The organism is Halomonas piscis (assembly GCF_031886125.1).
In the GTDB taxonomy this organism is placed as follows: Bacteria; Pseudomonadota; Gammaproteobacteria; order Pseudomonadales; family Halomonadaceae; genus Vreelandella; species Vreelandella piscis.
Map to the genome: position 1 here is coordinate 1,947,891 of NZ_CP119391.1, position 25,674 is coordinate 1,973,564.

General features: G+C 64.0%; 20 protein-coding genes. 13 read left to right on the forward strand and 7 right to left on the reverse strand.

Annotated elements, in window-relative coordinates:
* Positions 1-7: 7 nt before the first annotated feature.
* The 5 genes from narJ to P1P91_RS09180 form a co-directional block, all read right to left on the reverse strand.
* Positions 8-802, reverse strand: a complete 795-nt coding sequence (gene narJ, locus P1P91_RS09160) for a nitrate reductase molybdenum cofactor assembly chaperone (RefSeq protein WP_311882119.1) — start codon at positions 800-802, stop codon at positions 8-10.
* Positions 795-2,372 (reverse strand): nitrate reductase subunit beta, encoded by a 1,578-nt coding sequence (gene narH / locus P1P91_RS09165; protein ID WP_311882121.1) that lies wholly within the window; start codon positions 2,370-2,372, stop codon positions 795-797. The genes narJ and narH overlap by 8 nt, the downstream gene beginning before the upstream one ends.
* On the reverse strand, positions 2,369-6,145 hold the full coding sequence (locus P1P91_RS09170; protein WP_311882122.1) for a nitrate reductase subunit alpha: 3,777 nt from the start codon (positions 6,143-6,145) through the stop codon (positions 2,369-2,371). Before P1P91_RS09170 ends, narH begins: the two co-directional genes overlap by 4 nt.
* Before the next feature lie 227 nt (positions 6,146-6,372).
* Positions 6,373-7,542: an NO-inducible flavohemoprotein gene (gene hmpA / locus P1P91_RS09175; protein ID WP_311882123.1), complete on the reverse strand. Its 1,170-nt coding sequence runs from the start codon at positions 7,540-7,542 to the stop codon at positions 6,373-6,375.
* A gap of 235 nt (positions 7,543-7,777) precedes the next feature.
* Positions 7,778-8,527 (reverse strand): IS5 family transposase, encoded by a 750-nt coding sequence (locus tag P1P91_RS09180; protein WP_311882126.1) that lies wholly within the window; start codon positions 8,525-8,527, stop codon positions 7,778-7,780.
* Between the two features lie 148 nt (positions 8,528-8,675).
* On the opposite strand from P1P91_RS09180, the gene P1P91_RS09185 reads away from it, so the two are divergent.
* The 6 genes from P1P91_RS09185 to P1P91_RS09210 all read left to right on the forward strand — a co-directional run bounded on the left by P1P91_RS09185 (position 8,676) and on the right by P1P91_RS09210 (position 15,606).
* The gene (locus tag P1P91_RS09185; protein ID WP_311882128.1) at positions 8,676-9,125 is read left to right on the forward strand and encodes an Rrf2 family transcriptional regulator; all 450 of its coding nucleotides are present in this window, start codon (positions 8,676-8,678) and stop codon (positions 9,123-9,125) included.
* A 145-nt stretch (positions 9,126-9,270) separates the two neighbouring features.
* Positions 9,271-11,133, forward strand: a complete 1,863-nt coding sequence (locus tag P1P91_RS09190; RefSeq protein WP_311882130.1) for a histidine kinase — start codon at positions 9,271-9,273, stop codon at positions 11,131-11,133.
* Positions 11,134-11,135: 2 nt separating this feature from the next.
* A complete protein-coding gene (gene narL / locus P1P91_RS09195; protein ID WP_311882131.1) occupies positions 11,136-11,807 on the forward strand; it encodes a two-component system response regulator NarL in 672 nt (223 codons plus the stop codon).
* 239 nt (positions 11,808-12,046) lie between these two features.
* Positions 12,047-13,639 carry an MFS transporter gene (locus P1P91_RS09200; RefSeq protein ID WP_311882132.1) on the forward strand — a complete coding sequence of 531 codons (1,593 nt, stop codon included), beginning with the start codon at positions 12,047-12,049 and terminating at the stop codon, positions 13,637-13,639.
* A gap of 186 nt (positions 13,640-13,825) precedes the next feature.
* Positions 13,826-15,178: an MFS transporter gene (locus P1P91_RS09205; RefSeq protein WP_311882134.1), complete on the forward strand. Its 1,353-nt coding sequence runs from the start codon at positions 13,826-13,828 to the stop codon at positions 15,176-15,178.
* A 161-nt stretch (positions 15,179-15,339) separates the two neighbouring features.
* Positions 15,340-15,606 carry a DksA/TraR family C4-type zinc finger protein gene (locus P1P91_RS09210; protein ID WP_311882136.1) on the forward strand — a complete coding sequence of 89 codons (267 nt, stop codon included), beginning with the start codon at positions 15,340-15,342 and terminating at the stop codon, positions 15,604-15,606.
* On the opposite strand, the gene P1P91_RS09215 is transcribed toward P1P91_RS09210, so the two are convergent.
* Together P1P91_RS09215 and P1P91_RS09220 are read right to left on the reverse strand one after the other, a co-directional pair.
* Complete coding sequence (locus P1P91_RS09215) at positions 15,603-16,052, reverse strand: NUDIX hydrolase (RefSeq protein ID WP_311882138.1); 450 nt, start codon at positions 16,050-16,052, stop codon at positions 15,603-15,605. The two genes, P1P91_RS09210 and P1P91_RS09215, sit on opposite strands and share 4 nt — an antisense overlap.
* Before the next feature lie 24 nt (positions 16,053-16,076).
* Complete coding sequence (locus P1P91_RS09220) at positions 16,077-16,976, reverse strand: LysR substrate-binding domain-containing protein (protein ID WP_407650525.1); 900 nt, start codon at positions 16,974-16,976, stop codon at positions 16,077-16,079.
* 98 nt (positions 16,977-17,074) lie between these two features.
* On the opposite strand from P1P91_RS09220, the gene P1P91_RS09225 reads away from it, so the two are divergent.
* The 7 genes from P1P91_RS09225 (at position 17,075) to P1P91_RS09255 (ending at position 25,036) form a co-directional block, all read left to right on the forward strand.
* A complete protein-coding gene (locus P1P91_RS09225; protein ID WP_311882140.1) occupies positions 17,075-18,241 on the forward strand; it encodes a TauD/TfdA family dioxygenase in 1,167 nt (388 codons plus the stop codon).
* Between the two features lie 93 nt (positions 18,242-18,334).
* Entirely contained in the window at positions 18,335-19,237 is a 903-nt protein-coding gene (locus P1P91_RS09230) for an ABC transporter substrate-binding protein (protein ID WP_311882144.1), read from the forward strand.
* A 118-nt stretch (positions 19,238-19,355) separates the two neighbouring features.
* Positions 19,356-20,324: an ABC transporter substrate-binding protein gene (locus P1P91_RS09235; protein WP_311882145.1), complete on the forward strand. Its 969-nt coding sequence runs from the start codon at positions 19,356-19,358 to the stop codon at positions 20,322-20,324.
* Between the two features lie 31 nt (positions 20,325-20,355).
* Positions 20,356-21,519: an MFS transporter gene (locus tag P1P91_RS09240; RefSeq protein ID WP_311882148.1), complete on the forward strand. Its 1,164-nt coding sequence runs from the start codon at positions 20,356-20,358 to the stop codon at positions 21,517-21,519.
* A gap of 44 nt (positions 21,520-21,563) precedes the next feature.
* Positions 21,564-23,534 carry an acetoacetate--CoA ligase gene (locus P1P91_RS09245; RefSeq protein ID WP_311882151.1) on the forward strand — a complete coding sequence of 657 codons (1,971 nt, stop codon included), beginning with the start codon at positions 21,564-21,566 and terminating at the stop codon, positions 23,532-23,534.
* A gap of 23 nt (positions 23,535-23,557) precedes the next feature.
* Entirely contained in the window at positions 23,558-24,520 is a 963-nt protein-coding gene (locus P1P91_RS09250) for a hypothetical protein (RefSeq protein ID WP_311882153.1), read from the forward strand.
* Between the two features lie 24 nt (positions 24,521-24,544).
* Positions 24,545-25,036: a DUF302 domain-containing protein gene (locus P1P91_RS09255; protein WP_311882155.1), complete on the forward strand. Its 492-nt coding sequence runs from the start codon at positions 24,545-24,547 to the stop codon at positions 25,034-25,036.
* Positions 25,037-25,674: the final 638 nt, after the last annotated feature.

Genomic DNA, 25,674 nt, shown 5'->3' on the forward strand with positions numbered 1-25,674 from the left:
CTCTCCTTTAGCCAGCGGACGGGCCGGTGGGCATGATTTTCACGGGGTCGCTGGGTACCGTGTTTTTACGCTCGGCGAGCCGGCGCCCTTCTGCCGACTGCAGCGCGCAGTCCTGGTCGGAGTCGGCGGTGAAGCTCACCGCCTCCTCTTCCCAGACCGCATCCAGCGCTTCCGGCGTGTCGTCGCGCTCCTCGGTGCGTGCCGCTTCGCGGTGGGCCGCGACCTCGTCTTCGGCGCCGATCAGCGCCAGCAGCGCCACCGGCACCAGGGCATGGTCGGCCTGGCGCTCTTCCATGCGCGCGGCGAGCAGCGCCAGGATATGGCGGATCTCGCCCAGCCAGCGGGCAATCTCCGCCTCGCGCCGAGTGGAAAGGTACTCCAGAAACATCGGCAGGTAATCGGGAAGCTCTCGGGCGTTCAGCTCGAAACCGGCGTTTTCGTACTCGTTCATCAGGTCGACCATGGCCTGGCCGCGATCCCGGGATTCGCCGTGAACGTGTTCGAACAGCAACAGCGAGGTGGCCTTGCCCTTGTCAAAGAGCTCCACGTACTCGGCCTGAAGCTCGAGCAGATCGGTCTCGGCAATGCGCTGGCACCAGTCCATCAGGCTGCGCCGGCGCGCGGCCGGCCAGCGGCGCTCGGCGTCGATGATTTCGATCATTTCGCCGGCGGCGTCCTGCAGCTCCGCTGTCGGGTAATCCAGAAGCCTGGCCAGCACGCGCAGGCTGAGCATGTCCTCCGGTGCCGATTGGGCACCGGCAACAGCCGCTTCCGGAGTGTAGGTTTCGGCGGCGTTACTCATGGGTCACCTCCATCTTGGTCTCCGCCGGCTTGCTTTCCTCGGGGTCATAGACGTCCACCGGCTTGACCATGGTCGCGGTGGTGGGATGACCGTTGAACAGGCTCGGCGAGCTTTCGCCGTGGCAGCCGTCGCCGAAGCTGAAGCCGCAGCCGCCGCGTTCGGGGAAGGCGTCGGTGGCCAGCTCCCGGTGGCTGGTCGGGATCACGAAGCGGTCTTCGTAGTTGGCGATGGCCAGATAGCGGTACATGTCTTCGACCTGGGCCTCGGTGAGTCCGACCTCCTTGAGCACCTCGGCGTCGGCCTGGCCTTCCACGTGTTTGCCGCGCATGTAAAGGCGCATGGCCATCAGGCGCTTGAGCGCCAGCACGATGGGTGCCTCTTCCCCGGCGGTGAGCATGTTGGCCAGATACTTCACCGGAATGCGCAGCGATTCGATCTTGGGCATGATGCCGTCGAACTCCACGTCGCCGGCCTCCGCGGCGGACTGAATCGGCGACAGCGGCGGCACGTACCACACCATGGGCAGGGTGCGATATTCCGGATGCAGCGGTAGCGCCAGCCCCCAGTCCATGGCCAGCTTGTACACCGGCGACTCCTGGGCGGCCTTGATGACGTTGTCCTGCACGCCGTCCTTTTTCGCCTGGGCGATGACCTCGGGATCGTGCGGATCGAGGAAAATCTCCCGCTGGCGGTGATAGAGGTCCTGCTCGTCCGGGGTGCTGGCGACCTCTTCGATGCGGTCGGCGTCGTAGAGCAGCACGCCCAGATAGCGGATACGCCCCACGCAGGTTTCCGAGCATACCGTGGGCTGGCCGGACTCGATCCGCGGGTAGCAGAAGGTGCACTTCTCGGACTTGCCCGATTTCCAGTTGTAATAGATTTTCTTGTAGGGGCAGCCGGAAATGCACATCCGCCAGCCCCGGCACTTGTCCTGATCGATCAGCACGATGCCGTCTTCCTCGCGCTTGTAGATCGCCCCGCTTGGGCACGCCGCCACGCAGGTGGGGTTCAGGCAGTGCTCGCAGAGCCTGGGCAGATACATCATGAAGGTGTTTTCAAACTGGCCGTAGATGTCGGCCTGGACCTTCTCGAAGTTGATGTCCCGGCGCCGCTTTTCAAACTCGGTGCCCAGGATCTCTTCCCAGTTGGGCCCCCACTCCACCTTGGTCATGCGCTGGCCGGAAATCAGCGAGCGCGGCCGCGCAGTGGGCTGGTGCTCGCCCTGTTTGGCGTTGTGCAGATGCTCGTAGTCAAAGGTGAACGGCTCGTAGTAGTCGTCGATCTCGGGAAGATCCGGGTTGGCGAAGATATTCGCCAGCACCCGCCACTTGCCGCCGATGCGCGGCTTGATCTTGCCGTTCGCGCCGCGCATCCAGCCGCCGCGCCACTTGGCCTGGTTTTCCCACTCCTTGGGATAGCCGATGCCGGGCTTGGTCTCGACGTTGTTGAACCAGGCGTATTCCACGCCCTCGCGGCTGGTCCAGACGTTCTTGCACGTCACCGAGCAGGTATGGCAGCCGATGCACTTGTCGAGGTTCAAGACCATGCCGACCTGGGAGCGAATCTTCATTTAACGGCCTCCTGAACGTAGTCGTTGTTTTCGCCGTCGAGCCAGTCGATGTTGTGCATCTTGCGCACCAGCACAAACTCATCGCGGTTGGAGCCCACGGTGCCGTAGTAGTTAAAGCTGTAGGAAAGCTGCGCATAGCCGCCGATCATGTGGGTCGGCTTGGGACACACCCGGGTCACCGAGTTGTGGATCCCGCCCCGGGTGCCGGTGATCTCGGAGCCGGGAATGTTCACGATCCGCTCCTGGGCGTGATACATCATGACCATGCCGTTTTTCACCCGCTGGCTGACCACCGCCCGGGCGGCAATGGCGCCGTTGGCGTTGTAGGCCTCGATCCAGTCGTTGTCTTCCACGCCGATGGATTTGGCGTCGTCCTCGGACATCCAGATGATCGGCCCGCCCCGGGACAGCGTCTGCATCAGCAGGTTGTCCGAGTAGGTGGAGTGAATCCCCCACTTCTGGTGCGGCGTGAGGAAGTTGAGCGCGATTTCCGGGTTGCCGTTGTCCTGGGGCACCGACACGCTGGCGGCCGCCTTGGTGTCAATCGGCGGACGATACACCAGCAGACTCTCGCCGAAGGCGCGCATCCAGGGATGATCCTGATAAAGCTGCTGACGACCGCTCACCGTGCGCCACGGAATCATCTCGTGGACGTTGGTGTAGCCGGCGTTGTAGGACACGTGCTCGTCCTCGAGGCCCGACCAGGTGGGGCTGGAGATGATCTTGCGCGGCTGGGCCACCACGTCGCGAAAGCGGATCTTCTCGTCTTCCTTGGGCCTGGCCAGGTGGGTGTGGTCGCGACCGGTGATTTTTGACAGCGCCCCCCAGGCCTTCACCGCCACGTTGCCGTTGGTTTCCGGCGCCAGCGTGAGAATCATCTCGGCGGCGTCCACGGCGCTGTCCAGAAGCGGCTGCCCCTTGGCCGGTCCGTCGAGCTTGCGGTGGTTGAGGTTGCGTAAAAGCTCTACCTCGGACTCGGTCTGCCAGTTGATGCCCTTGCCGCCGTTGCCGGCGTTTTCCAGCATCGGCCCCACCGAGGTGAAGCGCTCGTAGGTTTCCGGATAGTTGCGCTTGACCTCAACAAGGTTGGGCATGGTCTTGCCCGGAAGCGGCTCGCACTCGCCCTTCTTCCAGTCGAGCACGGCGGTTTGCGCAAGCTCGCCGGGGGAGTCGTGCTGCATGGGCAGGGTGACCAGGTCGGTCTCCTCGCCGAGGTGGCCCACACAGACCCTGGAGAAGGCCTTGGCGATGCCCTTGTAGATTTCCCAGTCGCTGCGCGACTCCCACGCCGGGTCGGTGGCCGCGGTCAGCGGGTGGATGAACGGGTGCATGTCCGAGGTGTTGAGGTCGTTTTTCTCGTACCAGGTGGCCGTGGGCAGCACGATGTCGGAGTAAAGGCAGGTGGTGGACATGCGAAAGTCCAGCGTCACCAGCAGATCGACCTTGCCCTCCGGCGCCTCGTCGTGCCATTTGACCTCTTCGGGCTTGTTGGCCCCGGCCTCGCCCAGGTTCTTGCCCTGGATACCGTGGCGGGTGCCCAGCAGGTACTTGAGCATGTACTCGTGGCCCTTGCCCGAGCTGCCCAGCAGATTGGAGCGCCAGATGAACATGTTGCGCGGGAAGTTCTGGGGGCTGTCCGGATCTTCCGAGGCAAAGCTCAGCTTGCCGCTCTTGAGCTGGTCAACCACGTAGTCGGCGGTGCCCATACCGGCCTTCTCTGCCTCACCGGCAAGGCGCAGCGGGTTGGTATTGAGCTGGGGCGCGGACGGCAGCCAGCCCATGCGTTCGGCGCGGACGTTGTAGTCGATCAGGTTGCCGGCGTAGTCCTTGGCCTGGGCCAGCGGCGAGAGCAGCTCCTTGATCTCGAGCTTCTCGTAGCGCCACTGGCTTGAATGGTTGTAGAAAAACGAGGTGCCGTTCATGTGCCGTGGCGGACGCTGCCAGTCAAGGCCGAAGGCCAGCGGTAGCCAGCCGGTCTGCGGACGCAGTTTCTCCTGGCCCACGTAGTGCGACCAGCCGCCGCCGGTCTGGCCGATGCAGCCGCACATGATCAGCATGTTGATCAGGCCGCGGTAGTTCATGTCCATGTGGTACCAGTGGTTCATCCCGGCACCGACGATGATCATGGAGCGACCGCGGGTCTTGTGGGCGTTGTCGGCAAATTCGCGGGCAATGCGGGTCGCCTGTTCGGCGGGCACGCCGGTGATCTTTTCCTGCCACGCCGGCGTGTACGGGCGCAGCTGGCCGTAGTCGGTGGCGCCGTCGTCCTCGCCCTCGGCGCCGAAGCCGCGGTCGATGCCGTAGTTGGCGCACATCAGATCGAACACGGTCACCGCCAGCACGTCGGAGCCGTCGGCTCTTTTCAGCCGCTTCACCGGCAGGCTGTGGTAGAGAATCTCGTCGTGGGCTCCTTCGTTCTTGACGCTTTCGAAGTGCTTGTGCTCGATGCCGCCAAAGTAGGGAAAGGCCACCCGGGCGACTTCGTCACGGCGCTTGTCGAGGCTCAAGAGCGGCGCCAGATCGGCGCCGTCGGCGTCCAGAGGCTCCAGATTCCACTTGCCGCGGTTGGCTTCGTCCTCGCCCCAGCGGAAGCCGATGGATCCCCGGGGCACCACCAGCTGATCCCGGGCTTCGTCCCAGACCACGGTTTTCCACTCGGGGTTGTTGCCCTGGCCCAGGCTTGCCTCGAAGTCGCTGGCGCGCATCTGCCGACCCGGCGCGTAGCTGCCGTCCTCGCGCGGTTCAAGCTCGACCAGGCAGGGCATGTCGGTGTAGCGGCGCACGTAGTCGGTAAAATAGGCGCTGGGGTTGTCGAGGTGAAACTCCTTGAGAATCACGTGCCCCATGGCCAGCGCCAGCGCGGCGTCGGTGCCCTGCTTGGCGGAAAGCCATTCGTCGGTAAGCTTGGAGACTTCGGAGTAGTCCGGCGTAATCGACACCGTCTTGGTGCCCTTGTAGCGCACCTCGGTGAAGAAGTGGGCGTCCGGCGTGCGCGTCTGGGGGACGTTGGAGCCCCAGGCGATGAGGTAGCCGGAGTTGTACCAGTCGGCGGACTCGGGCACGTCGGTCTGCTCGCCCCAGGTCTGGGGACTGGCCGGCGGCAGATCGCAGTACCAGTCGTAGAACGACAGGCAGACGCCGCCGATCAGCGACAGGTAGCGCGCCCCGGAGGCGTAGGAAATCATCGACATCGCCGGAATCGGCGAGAAGCCGATAACCCGGTCCGGACCGTATTCCTTGGCGGTGTAGACGTTGGAGGCGGCGATGATCTCGTTGAGCTCGTCCCAGTCCGCGCGCACGAAGCCGCCCATGCCCCGGGCGCGCTTGTACTGCTTGGTATGTGCCGGATCCTCGACAATGGTCGCCCAGGCCTCAACCGGATCTTTCTTGTCGGCCAGCACCTTGCGCCACAGCGCCAGCAGCGGCTTTCTTATCAGCGGGTACTTCAGCCGGTTGGCGCTGTACATGTACCAGGAGTAGCTGGCACCGCGCGGGCAACCGCGGGGCTCGTGGTTGGGCAGATCCGGGCGGGTGCGCGGATAGTCGGTCTGCTGGGTTTCCCAGGTCACCAGGCCATTCTTGACGTAGATTTTCCAGCTGCACGAACCGGTGCAGTTGACGCCGTGGGTGGAGCGCACGATCTTGTCGTGCTGCCAGCGGCGGCGGTAGCTGTCCTCCCACTGGCGCGACTCCCGGCGCCGCTCGCCGTGGCCGTCGGCAAAGGGCTCGCGGGGCTTGCGGAAAAAATTCAGCCGGTCAATGAAATGACTCATGGTCGATCTCCCTGGCTTTTACAAAAACGCTTCAAAAAAAGGCTTTCATAAAACGCGATGGTCTAAAGCACTTACCTGATAGCAGGTATCTGGAGATCGATTTTGCCGGATTGAGCGGCTGATTTCTGCCCGGTTACCTCTATAAACTCACCCCCTACCACCAAGGAGATAGGGGGTGAGGCCGTGCTTGCGACTGGCGGATCCGCGGCGTATCGCGCGGGCGTCGACTAGGCGGCGCTTAGCGCCTTGGCGGGGCCGAAGTATTCATAGTGGCGGTGGGTTTCCGGCACGCCCAGGTGCGCAAGCCCCTGGTTCACCGCGTCCATGAAGCCGTGGGGGCCAACAAAGTAGCAGCGCGCGCTGTCGGGTAGACAGGCTTCCAGCAGCGCCTGGTTCACTCGGCCCTGGTAGTCCGCCGCCTCGCCCTGCTCATGAACGGTGACGGTGGTCAGCGTCTGCGGATGCTGGCGTGCCAGGCTTTCCAGCGCCTCGGCAAAGGCGTGGTGCTCGGCGTCAATGGCGGCGTGTACGTAGGTTACATGGCGCCCTTCGGCCAGCGCCTGGCGCGCCATGGGCAGAAGCGGCGTCTGGCCCACCCCGCCGCTGATCAGCAGCAGCGGCTCGTCGCCCCGGGCCAGGGTCAGCTCGCCAGCGGGCGGCAGCAGCTCGATGCTGTCGCCGACGTCCAGGCGATCATGGAAATGGCGGCTGGCAAGGCCCTGGGACTCGCGCTTGATCGACAGCCGGTAGCTCTTGCCGTTGGGAACATCGGACAGGCTGTAATGGCGATACACCGGCTTGCCGTCGATTTCGAGCCGCACACCGATATACTGGCCCGGCAGGTGCTCGGCCACCGGACCGCCGTCTTCGGGTTCGAGGATAAACGAACGGATGACCCGGCTTTCCTGGTGCGTCGCCGCTATCCGGAACCGCCGGGTGCCGCGCCAGCCGCCGGGGCGATTTTCAAACTGCTGATAGCGCTGCTCCTCAAGCTCGATCAAAAGCCCGGCAAGCTCGTTGTAAAGCGCCGTCCAGGCATCGGCCACTTCGGGGGTGACGGCGTCGCCCAGCACCTCGGCGATGGCCGCCATCAGGCACTCGCCCACAATGGGGTACTGTTCGGGCTGGATATCCAGCGAAACGTGCTTGTTGACCACGGTTTCCAGAGTGGCGCGCGCGGTTTCCGGGGTCTGGCGCAGCTGCACATAGGCCAGAATGGCGCTGGCCAGCGCCCGGGGCTGCCCGCCGTCCTGCTGGTGGGCCTGGTTGAACAGCGACGCTACCTCGGGGTAGCGCTCGAACATCAGGGGATAAAAGCGCTGGGTAATGGCGTCGAGGTGTTCGGCGACCACGGGGGCGGTGGTCTCGATAATCTGTTCCTGTGCCTGCGTGAGCATGGCTACCTCTTGGGTCAAGCGTATGTTGCTTTCAGGCGCATAGTGCACTCAAAAGCCTGGGTTACGGGCATGCTGTGCTACCGCTCATCTCAAGGCGGGGGGGAACGCCATAAGATGCATATAAAATACATCTTTAATATACCAAGCATGGCCGCCCACCACAATTGCGCCGCGACAATTCACCGCCGCTCGGCGGCGCTTGTGCCGCCCTTTGACGTTAGGGCGTGTTGACGTTTCACATGGGCAGCCATAAAAAGCCGCAGGCCAAGGCCACCATGCTTTCGTAGTTTCGCTTGAGCTTGTCGTAACGCGTTGCGATGGCGCGATACGGCTTCAATCGAGCAAAGGCATTCTCAACCAGATGCCGATAGCGATATAAGCCTCTGTCCAGATTGGCATTTCCTTTCTTTGAGTTGCGTTTGCGTGGAATGACGGCAGCCATGCCCTTGGCTTCGATCTGTCCACGGATACGCTCGCTGTCATAGCCCTTGTCAGCCACCAATGCATCACCCGCTGGCAAATCGTCAATCAATGCCCGGGCTTCCGTGCTGTCGTGCACCTCACCCCCGGTTATTCTGAAGGTGATCGGTAGCCCATAGGCATCTACGGTCAAGTGGATCTTGCTGGTATTGCCTGCACGACTTTTGCCAATGGCTTCTGCGTCTTCCGTGGCAGCTCCGGTGCTGTCCTGGTGGGCCTTGACGTAGGAGCCATCAATGAACAGCCACTCAACATCAGGCTCCTCCACCAGAGAGCTGAAAAGCCTCATCAGCTTTCCACTCGCTGACCAGGCGTTAAAACGCTTGTAGACCGTGTTCCAGGGGCCAAACGTCTCCGGTAGGTCCCGCCACGGGCAGCCGGTGCGCATCCGATAAAGGATGCCTTCTATCGTGGTACGCAAGTCGGCCTTGTCATAAATACCTTGTTGAAGCAGGATAGGTTTCAGCTTCGACCAGTGTTCATCCGTGAGCATTTGTCGGGGCATGGCAGGCTTGCAGTTTGTTGGTGTAGGAACCTTTATTCTGCGAGCTTGCCCCTATCCTGCCAATACCCCTGCCATGAAACGTCAACAGGCCCTAGCAAAATAGCGCAAAGCTCGTACAATGGAGGAAAGGGCTTTCAGGCGATATCTTATGCATTTGACGCGATTTACCGACTATTCCGTTCGCGTGCTGCTTTATCTGGCCACCAAGGGGGAGGCGCGCTCGACCATCAGCGAAGTCGCCGGGACGTTCGACATTTCGCGCAACCACCTGATGAAGGTGGTCCAGGAGCTGAACCAGAAAGGCTACCTGAAAGCCATGCGCGGCAAGCACGGCGGGCTGTTGCTCAACCGGCCTCCCTCCAGCATCAACCTGGGCGCGCTGGTCCGCGATACCGAGCAGGAAATGGCGCTGGTCGAATGCTTTCGCGAAGACAACGCCTGCGTGATCACCCCCCACTGCCGCCTGCAGCCGATCCTTGCCGAGGCCCTGAACGCCTTTCTCGGCGTGCTCGACCAATACACCCTGGCCGACATGCTCGACGGCCGCAACGCCGAGCTTGCCCGGCTGTTGAGAATCCCCGCCACCAACGTCTCATGACGCCTGCCGCGCCACCGGGGCTATCCGCTCAAAGAGGTAGCCTGACCACTTCTTATACCTCCAAAGACGTAATACACTGCCCGTAGCCGGGGAAAGATCCACTCGCCGCATCTTACCTCGGTATTGTTTCGCTTACGGGAGCTGCATGAACGCTTTACGGCATTCGCTTGTTGCGCGCATTGTCGCTTATCTGGTGCTGATCAGCGGCCTGGCACTCGCCAGCATCGGGCTGACCGTGATCATGGCCAACAGCACCCAGGGCAACGCCGCGGCCATCAACGAAGCCGGCGCGCTGCGCCTGGCCGGCGCCCGCATCATCCACGCCCTGAGCCTTGCTGACGCCGAACCGCTGGATCGGGTACTGGCGCTGGAAAAGCGGCTGGAAAGCTCGACCCTTGAGGCCCGCTCACACTACGGCGTCATCGGCCGCCAGGCCGCCAATGATATCAACGCCGCCCTTGAGCGGCTCCGCGACCGCTTTCACCGCCATGTCGTCCCCGCCGTGGACGCCGCGGAAAACGCCGGCCGGGAGCAGCAGGCCCGGGCCACGGCTCGACTCAACGCCTATATCCGCGAAGTGGATCGCTTCGTTACGCTGCGCGCCCGCACCACCGAATCCCGGATCGGCCTGATGAGCAGCATTCAAGTGCTGTTTCTTGGCCTGATCGCTCTGCTGCTGGTGGTGGCCCTGGTCGACATGCAGCGCAGCCTGGCTCGCCCGGTGCGCCGGCTGATGGCGCTCAGCCGCCAGTTCAGCCAGCGCCGCTTCGACGGCCGCAGCCATTTCACCAGCCGCAACGAGATAGGCAAGCTGGGGCGGACTCTGGATCACATGGCCGCCGAGCTGGACGCCAGCTACCAGGCGCTGGAAGACCGGGTGGCGCAAAAAACCGCCGAGCTTGAGCGCCACAACCGTGCCCTGCAAATCATCCACGACAGCAGTCACGCCCTGTACGGCGGCGGCAACGACCTGTGCGCCAGCGCCGCGCCGATGCTGCGCCGGCTGGAAAACGTGCTCAACATCGGTCCCATCGTACTGTCGCTGCACAACGAGCACGACGGAACCGACATGGAGATTCTCGCCACCCATTCGCCGGAGCGCCCTCTTTACTGCCGGGATCTTGACTGCTTTGCCTGCCTGGGCACCGACGACGCCGCTTCCCGGGATCGGCATATTCCCCTGGTGGATGCCAACGCCCGGGCGCTGGTGCTGCCCATGGTGGCCGGCCATCTGACCCTTGGATATCTCACCGTGAGCTATCTGGAAGCCCCCGGCCCGTCTACGCACCGGCTGCTGAATACCCTGGCCGACCAGCTGGCCACCGCCATCTATCTGGAACAGCGCATCGAGGAGCAGCAGCAGCTATCGCTGATCAAGGAGCGCACGATTATTGCCCGGGAGCTTCACGATTCGCTGGCCCAGTCGCTGTCCTACCTCAAGATGCAGGTCGCCAGGCTCGAACGCATGCAGGCCAAGGGGCTGCCCGCCGAGCGCCAGACCCAGGTGATTGGCGATCTGCGCGAAGGGCTTAACAGCGCCTATCGCCAGCTGCGCGAGCTTCTGACCACCTTCCGCCTGTCGCTGGACAAGTCCGGCCTCCAGCCGGCTCTGGAGCAGACCGTGGAAGAGTTCAGCGAGCGCCTGGGGTTTCCCATCGAGCTGGTCTACCAGGTGCCCCCTCACCTGCTCAGCGCCAACGAAGAGGTGCACTTGCTGCAAATCACCCGCGAGGCGCTTGCCAATACCGTTAAGCATGCCCACGCCCACTGGGCGCGCGTCAGCCTCACTTTCCGCCAGGCACGCCTGCAGCTGGCTATCGAGGACGACGGTATCGGACTTGCCCACGATGATTCGCCCCCCATGCACTACGGACTGGTCATCATGCGCGACCGAGCGCGGCATATTGATGCCCGACTTGACCTGCACAACCGCCCGGGCGGCGGTACCGAGGTGCATCTTGACATGACCCCCCAAGCTGATCGATTGATTAAAGAAGAGAGTTTGTGAACATGACCACTGTCGGCACCGAATCCCCCGCCACCATCATGGTGATCGACGATCACCCGCTGCTGCGCCGCGGCGTTCGCCAGCTACTGGAAATCGAAGAGGATCTGTCGCTGGTGTTCGACACCGGCTCCCCCCGGGAGGGGCTGGAGCAGGCCCTTGCCCAGGAGCCCGACATGCTCCTGCTGGACCTGAACATGCCTGACATTGACGGGCTGGAGCTTCTCAAGCAGCTGCGCGACGGCGGCTTTGCCGGCCGCATCATCATGTACACGGTATCCGACCAGAAGGACAACGTGGTCGATGCCCTGCGCAGCGGCGCCGACGGCTACCTGCTCAAGGACATGGAGCCGGAAGCGCTTGTCCACCAGCTGCGCCAGGCAACGCTGGGCCGCATGGCCATCAGCGACGACCTGACCAGCCTGCTGGCCCGGGCCCTGCGCAGCCAGCGCCACGCCGAGACCGCTCCCAGCCTGGACGTCCTTACCCGGCGCGAGCGCGAAATCCTTCAGGAACTCGCCGCCGGCATGTCCAACAAGCTGATCGCCCGCAAGCTGGAAATCACCGAGGGCACGGTCAAGGTCCACGTCAAGCACCTGCTGAAAAAGCTCCGGCTGCGCTCCCGGGTCGAAGCCGCGGTCTGGGCCGTGCAGCAGGGACTTGCGCCAGATCATTAAAATGCGCGTTCCCGGCAGTTACCACCAAAGAACCGGGTGGTAGCCGACAAACCGCTACCGGCCTCGGTATTGTGCTATAAAAAATGTAAAAACAGTAAGTTAGCCAGGATCAACACTACCCCTAAAGAGGTAGCATGCGGGCGCGGTGCGCGCCAGCCCCCCGTTTATTCCCGTCCCGGCAATGCGTATCTTCCCCGTAGCGCTGCTTTTTGCGGTAACTGCGTCCAAGGGGAGATGCCATGACCAGAAAAAACGCCGATATCGACCGCTGGGATATCGAAAATCCCGACTTCTGGGAAAAAGACGGCAAAACCGTTGCCACCCGCAACCTGTGGATCTCCATCCCCAGCCTGCTGCTCGGGTTTGCGGTATGGATGATGTGGGGCATGATCACCACCCAGATGCAAAACCTGGGCTTTGACTTCAGCGTCGACCAGCTTTTCTCGCTCACCGCCATTGCCGGGCTCGCCGGCGCTACGCTGCGTATTCCCGCCTCCTTCATGATCCGCGTCGCCGGCGGACGCAACACCATCTTTCTGACTACCGCTCTTTTGATGATCCCGGCGCTGGGAACCGGCGTGGCGCTGATGAATCCGGGCACGCCGTTCTGGATCTTCCAGGCGCTGGCGCTGCTCTCGGGCATCGGCGGCGGCAATTTCGCCTGCTCCATGAGCAACATCTCCGGCTTCTTCCCCAAAAAGCAGCAGGGCTATGCGCTGGGCATGAACGCGGGCCTTGGCAACTTCGGCGTCACTACCATGCAGATCCTGGTGCCGCTGGTGATGACCGTAGGGCTGTTCGGCTCTCTGGCCGGCGGCCCCATGGCCCTGGAAAGCGCCAGCGGAACGCTGATCGGCCGCATCGATGCCGGCACCGATACCTGGATCCAGAACGCCGGCTTGGTCTGGATGCTGTTTTTGATTCCGCTGGCCTTCGCCGGCTGGTTCGGCATGAACAACCTCAAGACGCTCTCCCCCCAGACCGGCAACCCCGCGGCGGCCTTTGGCAAGATTCTGGGGCTCTACGCGCTGGGCATGGTGGCGACGCTTGCCGGCGTGATAGCGCTTGACTGGATCAACATGTGGCTGGCGCTGCCGCTGACCATTCTGCTCACCCTGGGCCTTTTGCTGCTGCTTCCCGGCACGCTCAAACCCGCCATCCGCAACCAGTACCGGATTTTCGGCAACTCTCACACCTGGGCGATGACGATTATCTACACCGCCACCTTCGGCTCCTTTATCGGCTTCTCCGCCGCGCTGCCGCTTTCCATCAACATCATCTTCGGCAGCATGATGGACGTCGCCGCCGACGGCAGCGTCACCCGCATTGCCAACCCTGACGCCCCCAGCGCCCTGACCTGGTCGTGGATCGGCGCCTTCGTCGGCGCGCTGATCCGCCCGGTGGGCGGCTGGATCGCCGACAGGTTCGGCGGCGCCATCGTCACCCAGATCATTTCGGTAGTGATGGTGCTGGCCTCCGTGGCTACCGGCTACGTGATGATGCTGGCCTACAACGCCACCGACCCCAACCCCTACTTCTGGGCCTTCCTTGCCCTGTTCATCGTGCTGTTTGCCGCCAGCGGCATCGGCAACGGCTCCACCTTCCGCAGCATCGGGGTAATCTTCGACGCCGCCCAGAAAGGCCCGGTGCTCGGCTGGACGTCGGCCATCGCCGCCTACGGCGCCTTCATCGCCCCTCGGGTCATCGGCGACCAGATCAAGGCCGGCACGCCGGAGCTCGCCATGTACGGCTTTGCTGCCTTCTACGCCGCCTGCCTGGTGATCAACTGGTGGTTCTACCTGCGTAAAAATGCCTACGTCAAAAACCCGTAAAGCTGGCGCGCCGAGCGCTTTCCCCGGGCTTGGCCGCCAGGGGGTAGGCAGCGCTACCCCGCAAGGGATAGCCGCCCGACGCTTCAGAGGTAGCTGCGACAAACGCTTGATGTGTATCAATAACGCCCGGCGAGGCCACGCCAGACTGAAACAGGCATCCACAGTCGCCACCCATGGAGGGACAACATGAAACATCTCGAAGGGGTCACCCGGCCCCAGCAGTACCGAGCTCTGTCGTTCAGCACGCTGGCGTTCACGGTCTGCTTTGCGGTCTGGACCATCTTTTCCATCATCGGCGTGCAGATCAAACAGGATCTGGGGCTCAACGAGACCCAGTTCGGTATTCTGGTGGCCACGCCGGTGCTGACCGGCTCCGTCAGCCGCATTTTCCTGGGGATCTGGACCGAACAGCTGGGCGGACGGCGCGTCTTCAGCCTGCTGATGCTGGTCACGGCCGCCTGTGTTTTTTTACTCTCCTACGTCGAATCCTACGCCATGTTCCTGGTCGCCGCTCTCGGCGTGGGCCTGGCCGGGGGCTCTTTCATCGTCGGCATTGCCTACACTTCCTACTGGTTCGAAAAAGAAGCGCAGGGCACGGCGCTGGGTATCTTCGGCGCCGGCAATGCCGGGGCGGCGGTGACCAATTTTGCCGCTCCCTTTCTGCTGCTGGCAGTAGGCTGGGAACGTACCGCGGTGGTCTATGCCGCGGTGCTGGCGGTGATGGCCGTCGTCTTCTGGCTCTTCACCCAGGAGGATCCGCTAACGCGCACCCGGCGCGGCGAAGGCGGTAAAGCGACCTCTGCCCGGGCGCAGCTGGAACCGCTCAAGCATATCCAGGTGTGGCGCTTTTCCCTCTACTATTTCTTCGTCTTTGGCGCTTTCGTGGCGCTCGCCTCCTACCTGCCGCGCTATTACGTCGGGGCCTACGACATCAGTATCGCCCTGGCGGGCACCCTGACGGCCCTCTACTCTCTTCCCGCCAGCGTCTTCCGCGCTCTCGGCGGCTGGCTGTCGGACCGCTACGGCGCGCGCGCCATCATGTACCTGACGTTCATTGCCTCGCTGATCTGTTTGTTTTTGCTCGCCTACCCCGAGACGCGCTATGTGGTCCAGGGCAAGGAAGGCGAAATCGCCTTCTCCCTGGCGATGCCGCTGTGGGGCGTGGTGATGCTGACCATGCTGCTGGGCTTTTTCATGTCGCTGGGCAAGGCCGCGGTCTACAAGCACATCCCCGTCTACTACCCGCACAACGTCGGCTCGGTGGGCGGCCTGGTAGGCATGATCGGCGGGCTTGGCGGCTTTTTCCTGCCGATTCTGTTCGGCGCCGTGCTCGACCTGACCGGCATCTGGACCAGCTCTTACATGGTGCTGTTTCTGCTGGTAGCGGTATCGCTGGTCTGGATGCACGGCGCGATTCGCCGCATGGAGCGCCAGCGCGTGCCGGAACTTGGCGAAGAGCGCTACCGCTACCTGCCCGAGCTTCAGGAGCCGGCGCAGGCATACGCCAAACAGCAACAGAGCAGCCAACCCGGCAACTGATACCGGACAGCTGACAGAAACGACGAATGCCACCTGCGGGTGGCATTCCTGTTTCTGGCGGCTTGCTTCCGCCCGCGCCCGGCAGCAAGCATCGCCCCGTGCACAAAGCGGGCGATAGCAGGTATCATCAACGTAAAGCTCACAACGTTCAGGTGCTGACAATGGCAGGCGGCTGGGCGCGCGACGGCGCCGTACAGGATCAGATTGACGCAAGCGTTGAAGACGCCGTGGAGCGTGCCAGAAGCGGTCTGCACGCCGGCGACTCGGCAGAGTTTTGCGAAGAGTGCGACGCGCCGATACCCCAGGCGCGACGCGAAGCCATCCCCGGCGTACAGCTGTGCATTCACTGCCAGGCCGAAGCGGAAAAGCGCCAGACCGCTTCGAGCGGCATCAACCGGCGGGCCAGTAAAGACAGCCAGCTGCGCTAGCCCGCCACCGCTTCCCGGGCCAGATCGATCACGCTGGCGCTGGTGGCAAGGGCAGGGTTTTCGATCTCGTCGAGACGGAACCAGCGGGCGTCCAGGGCATCGCTGGCGGCGACGAGGCTACCTTCGGGGTCGCGGCAGAGCACGGCGATGAGTACGAAGTGGTGCTTGAGTACGGCGCCGGCATCGCGGTCGAGCACGTCGAGGGCGGTGAGCACGCGCTCGGCGGCGGCGCTCAGCCCGGTTTCTTCGCAAAGCTCGCGCACCGCGGCCTCGTGCACCGTTTCCCCCGGCTCGATCTTGCCTCCGGGAAAGCCCCAGCGGCCCGCATCCGGCGGCTTTGAGCGCTTGACCAGCAGCACGGATTCGCCCTTGACCACCACCGAGATAACGGCCGGCACCGGCCGTACGGCACCGCTCTGCTGCGTCTGTTGCTGCTTCTCTGCCATGATTTCCCCCGGTTCGCTTCGCCTTTACTCTCCCAGACTGGACGCGCCGAGCCGGTCCTTGAGCCAGTCCCAGAGCAGCGCGGCCTCCGGTTGCGCCCGCGGGCGCACCGGGCGCACCAGCCAGAAGCCTTCGTCGCTTTCTATCGGCCGGTCGAGCGCAATCGCCAGATCCTGGCGGTGTTCCACCAGGCGATGATGGGTCAGAGCGACGCCCTCCCCCTGGGCCGCAAGCGCCAGCGTCATCGTCTGAGTATCGCAGATCAGCGGCGCGCAGCGCGAGGAAAGCGCCGGCGCCCCCACGGCATCCAGCCAGCTGGGCCAGCCGACGGCAAACCCCGCCGCGTGCAGCAGGGTGTGCGCCGCCAGATCTTCCGGCCGCGCGATCGTCTCGGCCAGCGCCGGGGCGCACACCGGCAGCAGGGTTTCGCCGCCAAGCGGCAGCGCCTCCATGCCGGGCCAGGCACCTTCACCATAGCGTATCTCCAGATCGGCGCCCTCGGGGCCGAAATCGTCCGGCCAGATGGCGCTGACGAGGCGCAGCGCCACCTCGGGGTGCTGCCGCCTGAAGGCGGGCAGTCGCGGTGCCAGCCAGTTCTGCTGCACCACCGGCGTGGTGCGCAGGGTAACCGGCGCATCGCTGGCGTCGCCAAACACTTCTCGGGTGCCTTCGGTCAGCCGGGCAAAACCGTCCTGCAGGCTTGGCAGCCACGCCTGCCCTGCCGGGGTCAGGCTCAGGCTGCGCGGGTGACGGACAAAGAGCCGCTGGCCCAGGCGATCCTCGAGCAGGCGCACGCGCTGGCTGATGGCCGCCTGGGTCACCCCCAGCTCCTGGCCGGCCGCGGTAAAGCTCAGCGTGCGGGCGGCAGACTCGAAGGCCTGTAGCCATATCAGCGGCGGCAGCGCGCTCATGAAAAAGCTCGGCATAAGTTATATCGGGTCATAGCGGTCAGATTAATCGTTTGTGACGGCGCCGGGCAACCGCCATCCTTGTCGGGTAGTCAAGACGTCACCAAGGAGACACCATGACCGACACCGCCGAACAGCGCCCCGTTCTGCCCATGGGCGAGCTGAGCGATTACGCCGGTGGGCCCGCCCTCAAGCGCGCCGAGCCCGACAGCGATCGTCTCACCCTGACCTGGGAAAGCGGCGAGCAGGCGGCCTTTTCCCTGACCTGGCTGCGCGATCACTGCCCCTGCGCCGAGTGCCGGCACGCCAAGACCCGAGAGCGGCTGACGATTCCCCTCGAGCCTCCCGTGCACGCGCCCCGGGCACGGCTGATCGAGGGCAACCTTGAACTGGGCTGGGCTGACGACCACCAGAGCCGCTTCGACGCCGGCTGGCTCTACCAGCGCCGTCCCGGCCAGGCGCCGGGCGATACGCTCCCCGCGCGCCGTCCCTGGGCCGACGGCTTTCAGCCGGCAAGCGTCGACCACGCCGACTTTGTCGGCAGCGCCGACGGCGAGCGCGCCTGGCTTGGTGCCCTGCTGCGCGACGGCCTGGTTCTGCTGAAAAACGGCCCCCTGGCCGACGAAGAGGTCAGCCGCCTGGCCGAGCGCATCGGCCCGCTGCGCCCGACCAACTTCGGCGCGCGGTTCGACGTGCGCTCCAAGCCCAACCCCAACAACGCCGCCTATACGGCGATCGGCCTGGCGCCGCATACGGACCTGCCCAACTGGCGCCAGCCGCCGGACATTCAGCTGCTCTACTGCCTGGAAAACGACGCCGACGGCGGCGAATCCACCTTCAGCGACGGCTTTGCCGCTGCCCGGACGCTCCGCGAGCGCTCGCCGGAAGCGTTCCGGATGCTCAGCGAAACGCCCATCGACTTTCGTTTCCAGGACGAGGACCACGACATTGTCTGGCGGGCGCCCATCCTCACGCTGGACGCCGGGGGCAACCTGCTCGAGGTGCGCTTCAACAACTGGATTCGCGACACCCTGCACCTGCCCCCGGAGCAGGCCGACGCCTGGTATCAGGCCTACCGCGAGTTCTGGCACCTGGTGCACGAGCCCGACCAGCAGCTAGAGTTTTCCCTGGCCCCCGGGCAAATGGTCGCCTTCGACAACCGCCGCATGCTCCACGGGCGCAAGGCCTTCAATCCGGAAAGCGGCCGGCGGCACCTCCAGGGCACCTACCTGGATCTTGACCTGCTGGAGTCCCGCTGGCGGGTGCTGGCGCGCCAGGCGTAAGGCCAGCGCTCGCCCGCTTCTCCCTGGCGGGCTCTCTTCTTCCCTCTATTCAACCAAGGTATGTGAATGCGTATTCCCCTGACCGCTACCCTAATGTCCCTCCCCCTGACGCTGGGCCTCGCCGGCCCGGCCCAAAGCGATGACGGCACCGTCGACATCGGCGTGCCCGCCTGGCCCGGCATCACCGTCAAGACCGCAATCGCCAGCCAGCTTCTTGAGCCGATGGGCTATAGCGTCAACGCCCAGGAAGTAGGTATCCAGATCATCTACCAGGGGCTCGACAGCGGCGACATGGACGTGTTTCTGGGTGGCTGGCTGCCCGCCCAGGAGCCGCTCTATACGCCGCTCGACGAAAGCGGCGCGATCACCACCGTGGTCAATAACGTCGACGGCGCCCAGATGACGCTGGTCGTGCCCGACTACCTCTACGATCAGGGCATCCAGAGCTTCGCCGATCTGGACGAGAATCGGGATCTCTTTGACGGCAAGATCCACAGCTTTGGTGCCGGCTCGGCTGCCAGCCAGGTGCTCGACAAGGCCATCGACAACGACGCCTGGGGGCTCGGCGACTGGCAGATAATGGATACCAGCGTAGTGGCCATGCTCGGCGCGGCGCGCAACGCCATCGAACGCGAAGAGCCCATTGTCTGGGTCGGCTGGCGCCCCCACTGGATGAACCTCGACTTTGACATGCGCTATCTCGATGACCCCAAGGACCTGTTCGGCGAGAACAACGGCGAAAGCCAGGTACTGACGTTGATGCGCACGCCCTATGCCGACGCTCACCCCAACCTGGTCGACTTTTTTGACGGTTTCACCTTCTCCGCCGAGGAGCAGAGCTGGATGATCAACGAGTTCGGACAAAAGGAACGCGCCCCGGACGCTGTCGCCCGGGAATGGCTACAGGATCACCCTGAGCGCGTCCAAGCCATGCTGGAAGACGTGACGACACGCGACGGCGACCCGGCCTGGCCGGCGGTCAAGGCCGACCTTTAACCAGCCTGCGGCTGGCCCCGCCCGGCGGCGATACGCCGCCGGGCACAGTCAAGCCATGGCATTTTCACCCAGCTTCATGCAGGCTAGGGGATTCATTTTACCCACGCGAGGCATCGCTATGACTCTGACTTCCGCCCAACGACGCCCGCTGATGAACGGCGTCCTCTCGACTGGCCTTCTCGCCCTGCTGGCAGTGCCTGTCGCCCAGGCCGCCTCGGACGAGACAAGCACCCTGGACGAAGTGCGCTTCGGCGTTCCTCCCTGGCCGGGCATTACGGTCAAGAGCGAAGTCGCCAGCCAGCTTCTCGAGGCGCTCGGCTACGACACCCAGCAGCGCCAGCTGGCCGTCAGCGTGATCCTCAACGCCCTCTCCCAGGGCGACCTCGAAGCCTATCTGGCCGGCTGGTATCCCCAGGAGCGGGACATGCTGGCGCCGCTGCTCGAGGAAGGCTCGGTCATCGAGATTGTCGACAACATCCCGTCGGCGATCACCGGCATCGCCGTCACCGACAACGCCTGGCAGGCGGGCGTGCGCAGCATCACCGACCTTGACGAGCATGCGGATCGCTTCGGCAGCCGCATCTACGGCATTGAGGCCGGTTCGGGCATCAACGACGCCGTTCTCAGCGTCATCGACGAAGGCCGCTTCGGACTCGGCGACTGGCAGCTGCAGGAATCCAGCGCCTCGGCCATGCTGGCCCAGGTGGGCCAGAAGGTCGAGAAGGACGAATGGGCCGCCTTCATCGGCTGGCAGCCGCACTGGATGAACGTGGCCTACGACATGCACTACCTCGAGGATGCCGACAATTCCGGCGCCGCCGAGCTGGAAGGCCACGTGGCCACGGTAGTGCGCGCCGACCTCGAGGAGCTGGATCCCAACGTCGCGCGCTTCTTCGAGCAGTTTGTCGTAGGCAGCGAGGTACAAAGCGAATGGGTCAACGCCTACTCGCGTGAGGAGCGCGGTGCCGAAGAGGTCGCCGGCGAGTGGATCACCGCCCACGAGGATACCGTCGCCGAATGGCTTGACGGCGTTACCACCCGCGACGGCGACCCCGCCATGGAAGCGGTACGCGATCGGCTGCTGTAGCCGCCCCGGCGGTCATCTCTGGAGATAGTCCATGGCTCCTGCTCCCTCCCCCGATTCCGCCACTCCCCGGCCCCGGCGCCTGGCGGGCATGAGCTGGGCGCACTTTCTCAACGACGGTGCGGCCAACTATTTGCCCGGCGTGCTCCCGGCGATCCTGGTGTCGCTGAACCTGTCGGTGGCGCTGTCGGGCACCATCATGGCCGCGCTGCTGATGGGCCAGGCGCTGCAGCCGCTGGTAGGCCTGCTGGCCGACCGCGTGGGCGGGCGCATCATGGTGGTGCTGGGCCTGGCCGGCTCGTCGCTGGGCGGCGCGCTGATCGGCTTTGTCAGCCACTTCTGGGCGTTACTCGGGGTGCTGGCGCTGATCGGTATCGCCAACTCGTTTTTTCACCCCCAGGCGCTGGCCGGCATCCGCCATCTGGGCGGCAACCGCCCGGGCATGGCCATGTCGGTCTTCATGGTCGGCGGCGAAGTGGGCCGCGGGGTGTGGCCGGCCATCGCCAGCTGGGTGGTGGTGCAGTGGGGGCTTGGCTATCTGTGGGTCCTCGCGCTGCCGGCGCTCTTTACGCTGCCGCTGCTCTTGCAGTTCGCCCCGCGGCTGCCGGCGCGCACCGCCAAAGCCACGCCGATCGCCTGGCGCCAGCACGCCGGCCCGATCACCCGGCTTACCGCCTTTTCCACCCTGCGCTCGCTGATGATCTTTTCAATCATCACCTTTGTCCCCGTGGCCTGGGCGCAGACCGGCGGTTCGCTGACCACCGGCGCCAGCTTTATCACGGTCATGCTGGTGGTCGGCGTGATCGGCAACGTGGGCGGCGGCCACCTGTCTGACAAAGTCGGCCGCCGGCCGCTGCTGATTGCTGCCATGTGCCTGGCCACCCTGATGCTCGGCGCTTTCCTGCTGGCCAGCGGCGGCTGGCTGTGGCTGGTGCTCGGCATCCTGGGCATCAGCCTCTTTGCCACGCTGCCGCTGAGCGTTCTCATCGCCCAGGATATTCTCCCGGAAAACCGCTCGCTGGGGTCCGGGCTGGCGCTGGGCCTGTCCAACGGCCTGGCGGCGCTGGGCGTCATGGTTCTGGGGCCGGTGGCCGCCCACTGGGGGCCGGAAGCACCGCTGTGGGTCGCCCTGATCGGCGGGTTGATCAGCATACCCCTGGCGGCGGGCCTGCCGGAGCACACCCGGTCAGCCCGGTAGCAGCCGCTGCCGCGTTTCTCCATTCACCCACATGAGGGAGCACCATGAGCTATACCGATATCGCCCCAACCCGCTGCTGGGCACCCTCCAAGCGCCAGCGCCAGGCCACCCAGATGATGCGCTTCGCCCGGCAAGTGGGGCTGGACAACGCCGGCTACGCGGACCTGCATCGCTACTCGGTCGCCTGCCTGGAAGATTTCTGGGCCGAATTCTGGGACTTTGCCCAGCTCAGGGCGAGCGCCTACAACCGGGTGCTGACCGCGCCAGGCGGCAAACGCATGATGGAAGCGCGCTTTTTTGACGGCGCGACGATCAACTTTGCCGAGAACATGCTCGCCGGCGATCCCGACAGCGTGGCCGTTATCGAAACCGACGAGCGCGGCCTTGGCAACGAGGTCACCCTGGCCGAGCTGCGCGCCCGGGTCGCCGGCGCCCAGCAGGCGCTGCGCCGCCTCGGCGTGGAAGAAAACGACCGGGTGGCGGGGCTGATGCCCAACACTCTGGACACCCTGGTGATGGTGCTGGCCACGGCGTCGATCGGCGCCATCTGGTCGGTGTACGCGCCGGAATTCGGCGTCTCCGGGGTGCTCGACCGCTTCGGCCAGATCGCGCCCAAGATCCTCGTGGCGGTATCCCGCTACCGCTACAACGGCAGAACCCACGAGCTTGGCGAGCGCATCGGCACCGTGGCCAGGACGCTTGGCGTCGAGCAGGTGCTGCTGACCAATGACGATGACCTCGACGCCGCGCCGGCGGGCGTTTCCCGGCTGGGCGAGCTTGCCGCCGGCAGCGCCGAGGTGCCGGACTATCCGCGTTTCGACTTCAACCACCCGCTCTGCATCATCTATACCTCGGGCACTACCGGGCTGCCCAAGTGCATCGTGCACAGCACCGGCGGCACGCTGATCGAGCACCGCAAGGAGCACATGCTGCACTGCGACATCGGCCCCGGCGACCGCGTGCTCTATTACACCTCCACCGCCTGGATGATGTACAACTGGATGATCACCACCCTGGCAAGCGGCGCCGCGCTGGTGCTTTACGACGGCGCCGCGGTGCCCAAAATCGACGCCGAGGGGAACACCGACACCGACCTGCTCTGGCGTTTGGCCGCCGCGACCGGCGCCACCCACTTTGGCACCAGCCCGCAGTACCTGAAGCTGATGATGGACGGTGGCTACCGCCCGGGGGAAACCCACGACCTATCGGCGCTGCGCATGATCCTCACCTCCGGCGCGCCGCTGACGGCCAACCTCTTTGACTGGGTCTACGACGCCGTGTCGGCCGATCTCTGCCTGGCCTCCATTTCCGGCGGCACCGAAATCCTCGGCTGCTTTGTCATGGGCAATCCGGCAGAGCCGGTATACCGGGGCGAAATCCAGGGCCCCGGGCTCGGCATGGCCATGGCGGTGGTCGACGAGCGCGATATCCCCGTCTTCGGCCGCGAGGGAGATATCGTCTGCACCGAGCCCTTCCCTTCCATGCCGCTGGCCTTCTGGGGAGAAAACGGCCGCCAGCGCTATCTGGACACCTACTTCAGCGACCGCGACGACGTCTGGACCCACGGCGACGTGGGCGAAATGCGGCCCACCGGCGGCGTGGTGATCACCGGGCGCAGCGACACCATGCTGAAACCCGGCGGGGTACGCATGGGGCCGTCGGAAATCTATCGCGTCGTCGAAGCCCTGGACGGCGTCGATGACTCGGTCGTGGTCGGCTACCCTACCGGTGACGGCAACATGGACCTGTGGCTGTTTGTCGTGCCCGCCGGCGGTGGCACGCTCGACGACGCCCTGCGCGATACCATCCGCCAGCGCCTGCGCGCCGAGGCCTCGCCGCGCCATGTCCCCAAGCGCATCTTTGCGGTCACGGAAGTTCCCTATACCTTCAACGGCAAGAAAGTGGAAAAGGCCGTGCTGCAGCTGGTCACCGGCAAGCCGGTGAAAAACAGCGGCTCGCTGCGCAACCCGGACTGTCTGGACGAGTACGCTGCCATCGCCGACGACACGGCCTGAGCATCGCTAACAGGAGACGCCCCATGCCCGCAAAGCAGCTGGATCGACAACGACTTGAGCGCTATGACGAAACGACTGACGAATATACGCTCGCCATCATCACCGACGAAGACCACGCTTCCCAGATAGAGCTCGAGGACGGCCAGATCGCCTGGCAGTCCACGCTGCGCTACGACAGGCTCTACCGCGACCTGGACCCGGCCAGCGGCCGGGTACGCTATCGCATGGCGGAGATTCCCCGCGAGGAAGGCGGCGAACATCAGCTGATCAGTCTGATTGCGGAAAGCGGCCGCGGCGCCGAATTTTCCGAACTGGTGCTGTTCGGCGAACGGCTGATCACCTTTGACGATCGTACCGGCCTGGTCTGCGAGATTCGTCACAAGAACCAGCTGGTGCCCCGCCACATTCTCATGACGGGCAGCGGCGACGAAAAATTCAAGGGCTTCAAGAGCGAATGGGCCACCCTGAAGGACGACCGAATGGTTGTCGGCAGCCACGGCAAGAACGCCCAGGAAGCGTGGATCAAGCTTCTCGATCGCCAATACACCCTGGAAAGCGTTGACTGGCAGCGTCACTATCAGCGCATTCGCGAAGCCCTGGGCGTGGGCGAGCAGGGCTATGTCACTCACGAGGCAGCAGAATGGCACCCGTATCGCCGCTGCTGGATTTTCTTCCCGCGCAAAATTTCCGCGACGCCGTTCGTGGAGGACGTGGACGAGCGAGAGCGCGGTGGCAATACCCTGGTGATGGCAAATGCGGATTTCAGCGAGATGGAAACGCTTGAGATAGGCGAGCGCGTGCCCGAACGCGGCGTGTCTTCCTTCAAGCTGGTCCCCGGCCGCACCGACGAATGCATTGGCCTGAAGAGCGTCGAAATCGGCGATCATACCGAAACCTGGCTATTCTGCTTCGACCTTGACGGTAACGTGCTTCAGGAAGACACTTTTATCGGCCACTACAAATGCGAGGGCGTGGAGATTCTCTAGGCCCGCTTCTCAAGGAGTTCTGCCATGCGCAACGTCATGTCAGCCGGCCTTCTCGGCGGCGCTCTTCTTTTCGCATCCGCTGCCTGGGCGCAGGAAGCCCTGCCCACCGTCGAGGACCGTGACGGCTGGGCCGTGCACCAAAGCGAAATGTCCTACTCCGCGCTGGTCGACAGCGTCAAGGCGGCCGCCGACGAAAGCGACCTCGGCGTCGTCACCGAGGCCGGCCCGACCCAGGCCGCCGCCGATCGCGGCGTCGACATTCCCGGCAATCGCGTCATCGGCCTTTTCAACAACGACTATGCCGTGACCATTCTGCACGCCTCGACCGCGGCAATGATCGAAGCGCCGATCCGCATGTACGTCACCGAAGCCCCCGACGGCACCGCCACGCTGTCCTACAAGCTACCGACGTCCGTGTATGAGCCCTACATGGAAGAAGGCGGCGACGCGCTGGCCGAGGCTGCCGAAGCGCTCGAAGCCGATTTCGAGTCGGTGGCAGAGAACGCGCTGAAGTAGGCTAGCGACGCGGGACAGCGCCCGAAGGCAAGGACAAGCGTTTGACACAGAGTTGGCCCAGGGAAGGCAGTCACAGCAAAGCTGCAACGAAAGGATGGAACCCGGGCAGCGAAAAGGGGCTGAGGAAAGGAAGGGGCCGAAATGGAGGCGGCCCCAAAAGCCACATCCCGGCACACGCATCCATCACTACCGTTGCTCCCTTCCGGAAGGTTTGGACAACGTAACCTATTGTTTTGTTGGAAAATGATAACCTTTCAGACTAACCTCGTATTCAGCGTGCATCGTAGCATTCGCTGGACCAATTTGTCCCACCTATGTATCCCCCCATTGGCGCTGGAGGCTTGCCATGCAGGGCCTCGCATGAGGCTTCGACATAGCTATACCAAAGAGGAGTGACCATCAGAGGACCGAAGCAGCTTGAATATAAATTAGCAAGCCACGAAAGTATGGTTAGCGCCACACTTGTTATAAACTGCAGTCATTCCAGTGAACATTATGCTTCACAACTTAAACCCCACACTTAATAAGTACGCAACAAAAAACGGCCCCACGAAATATATCGAAGGGCCTCGATCACAACCTACCATTTAAACTTACCAAGAGCTCAAGTCAGGTGGGCAATAAAAACAATACCATAC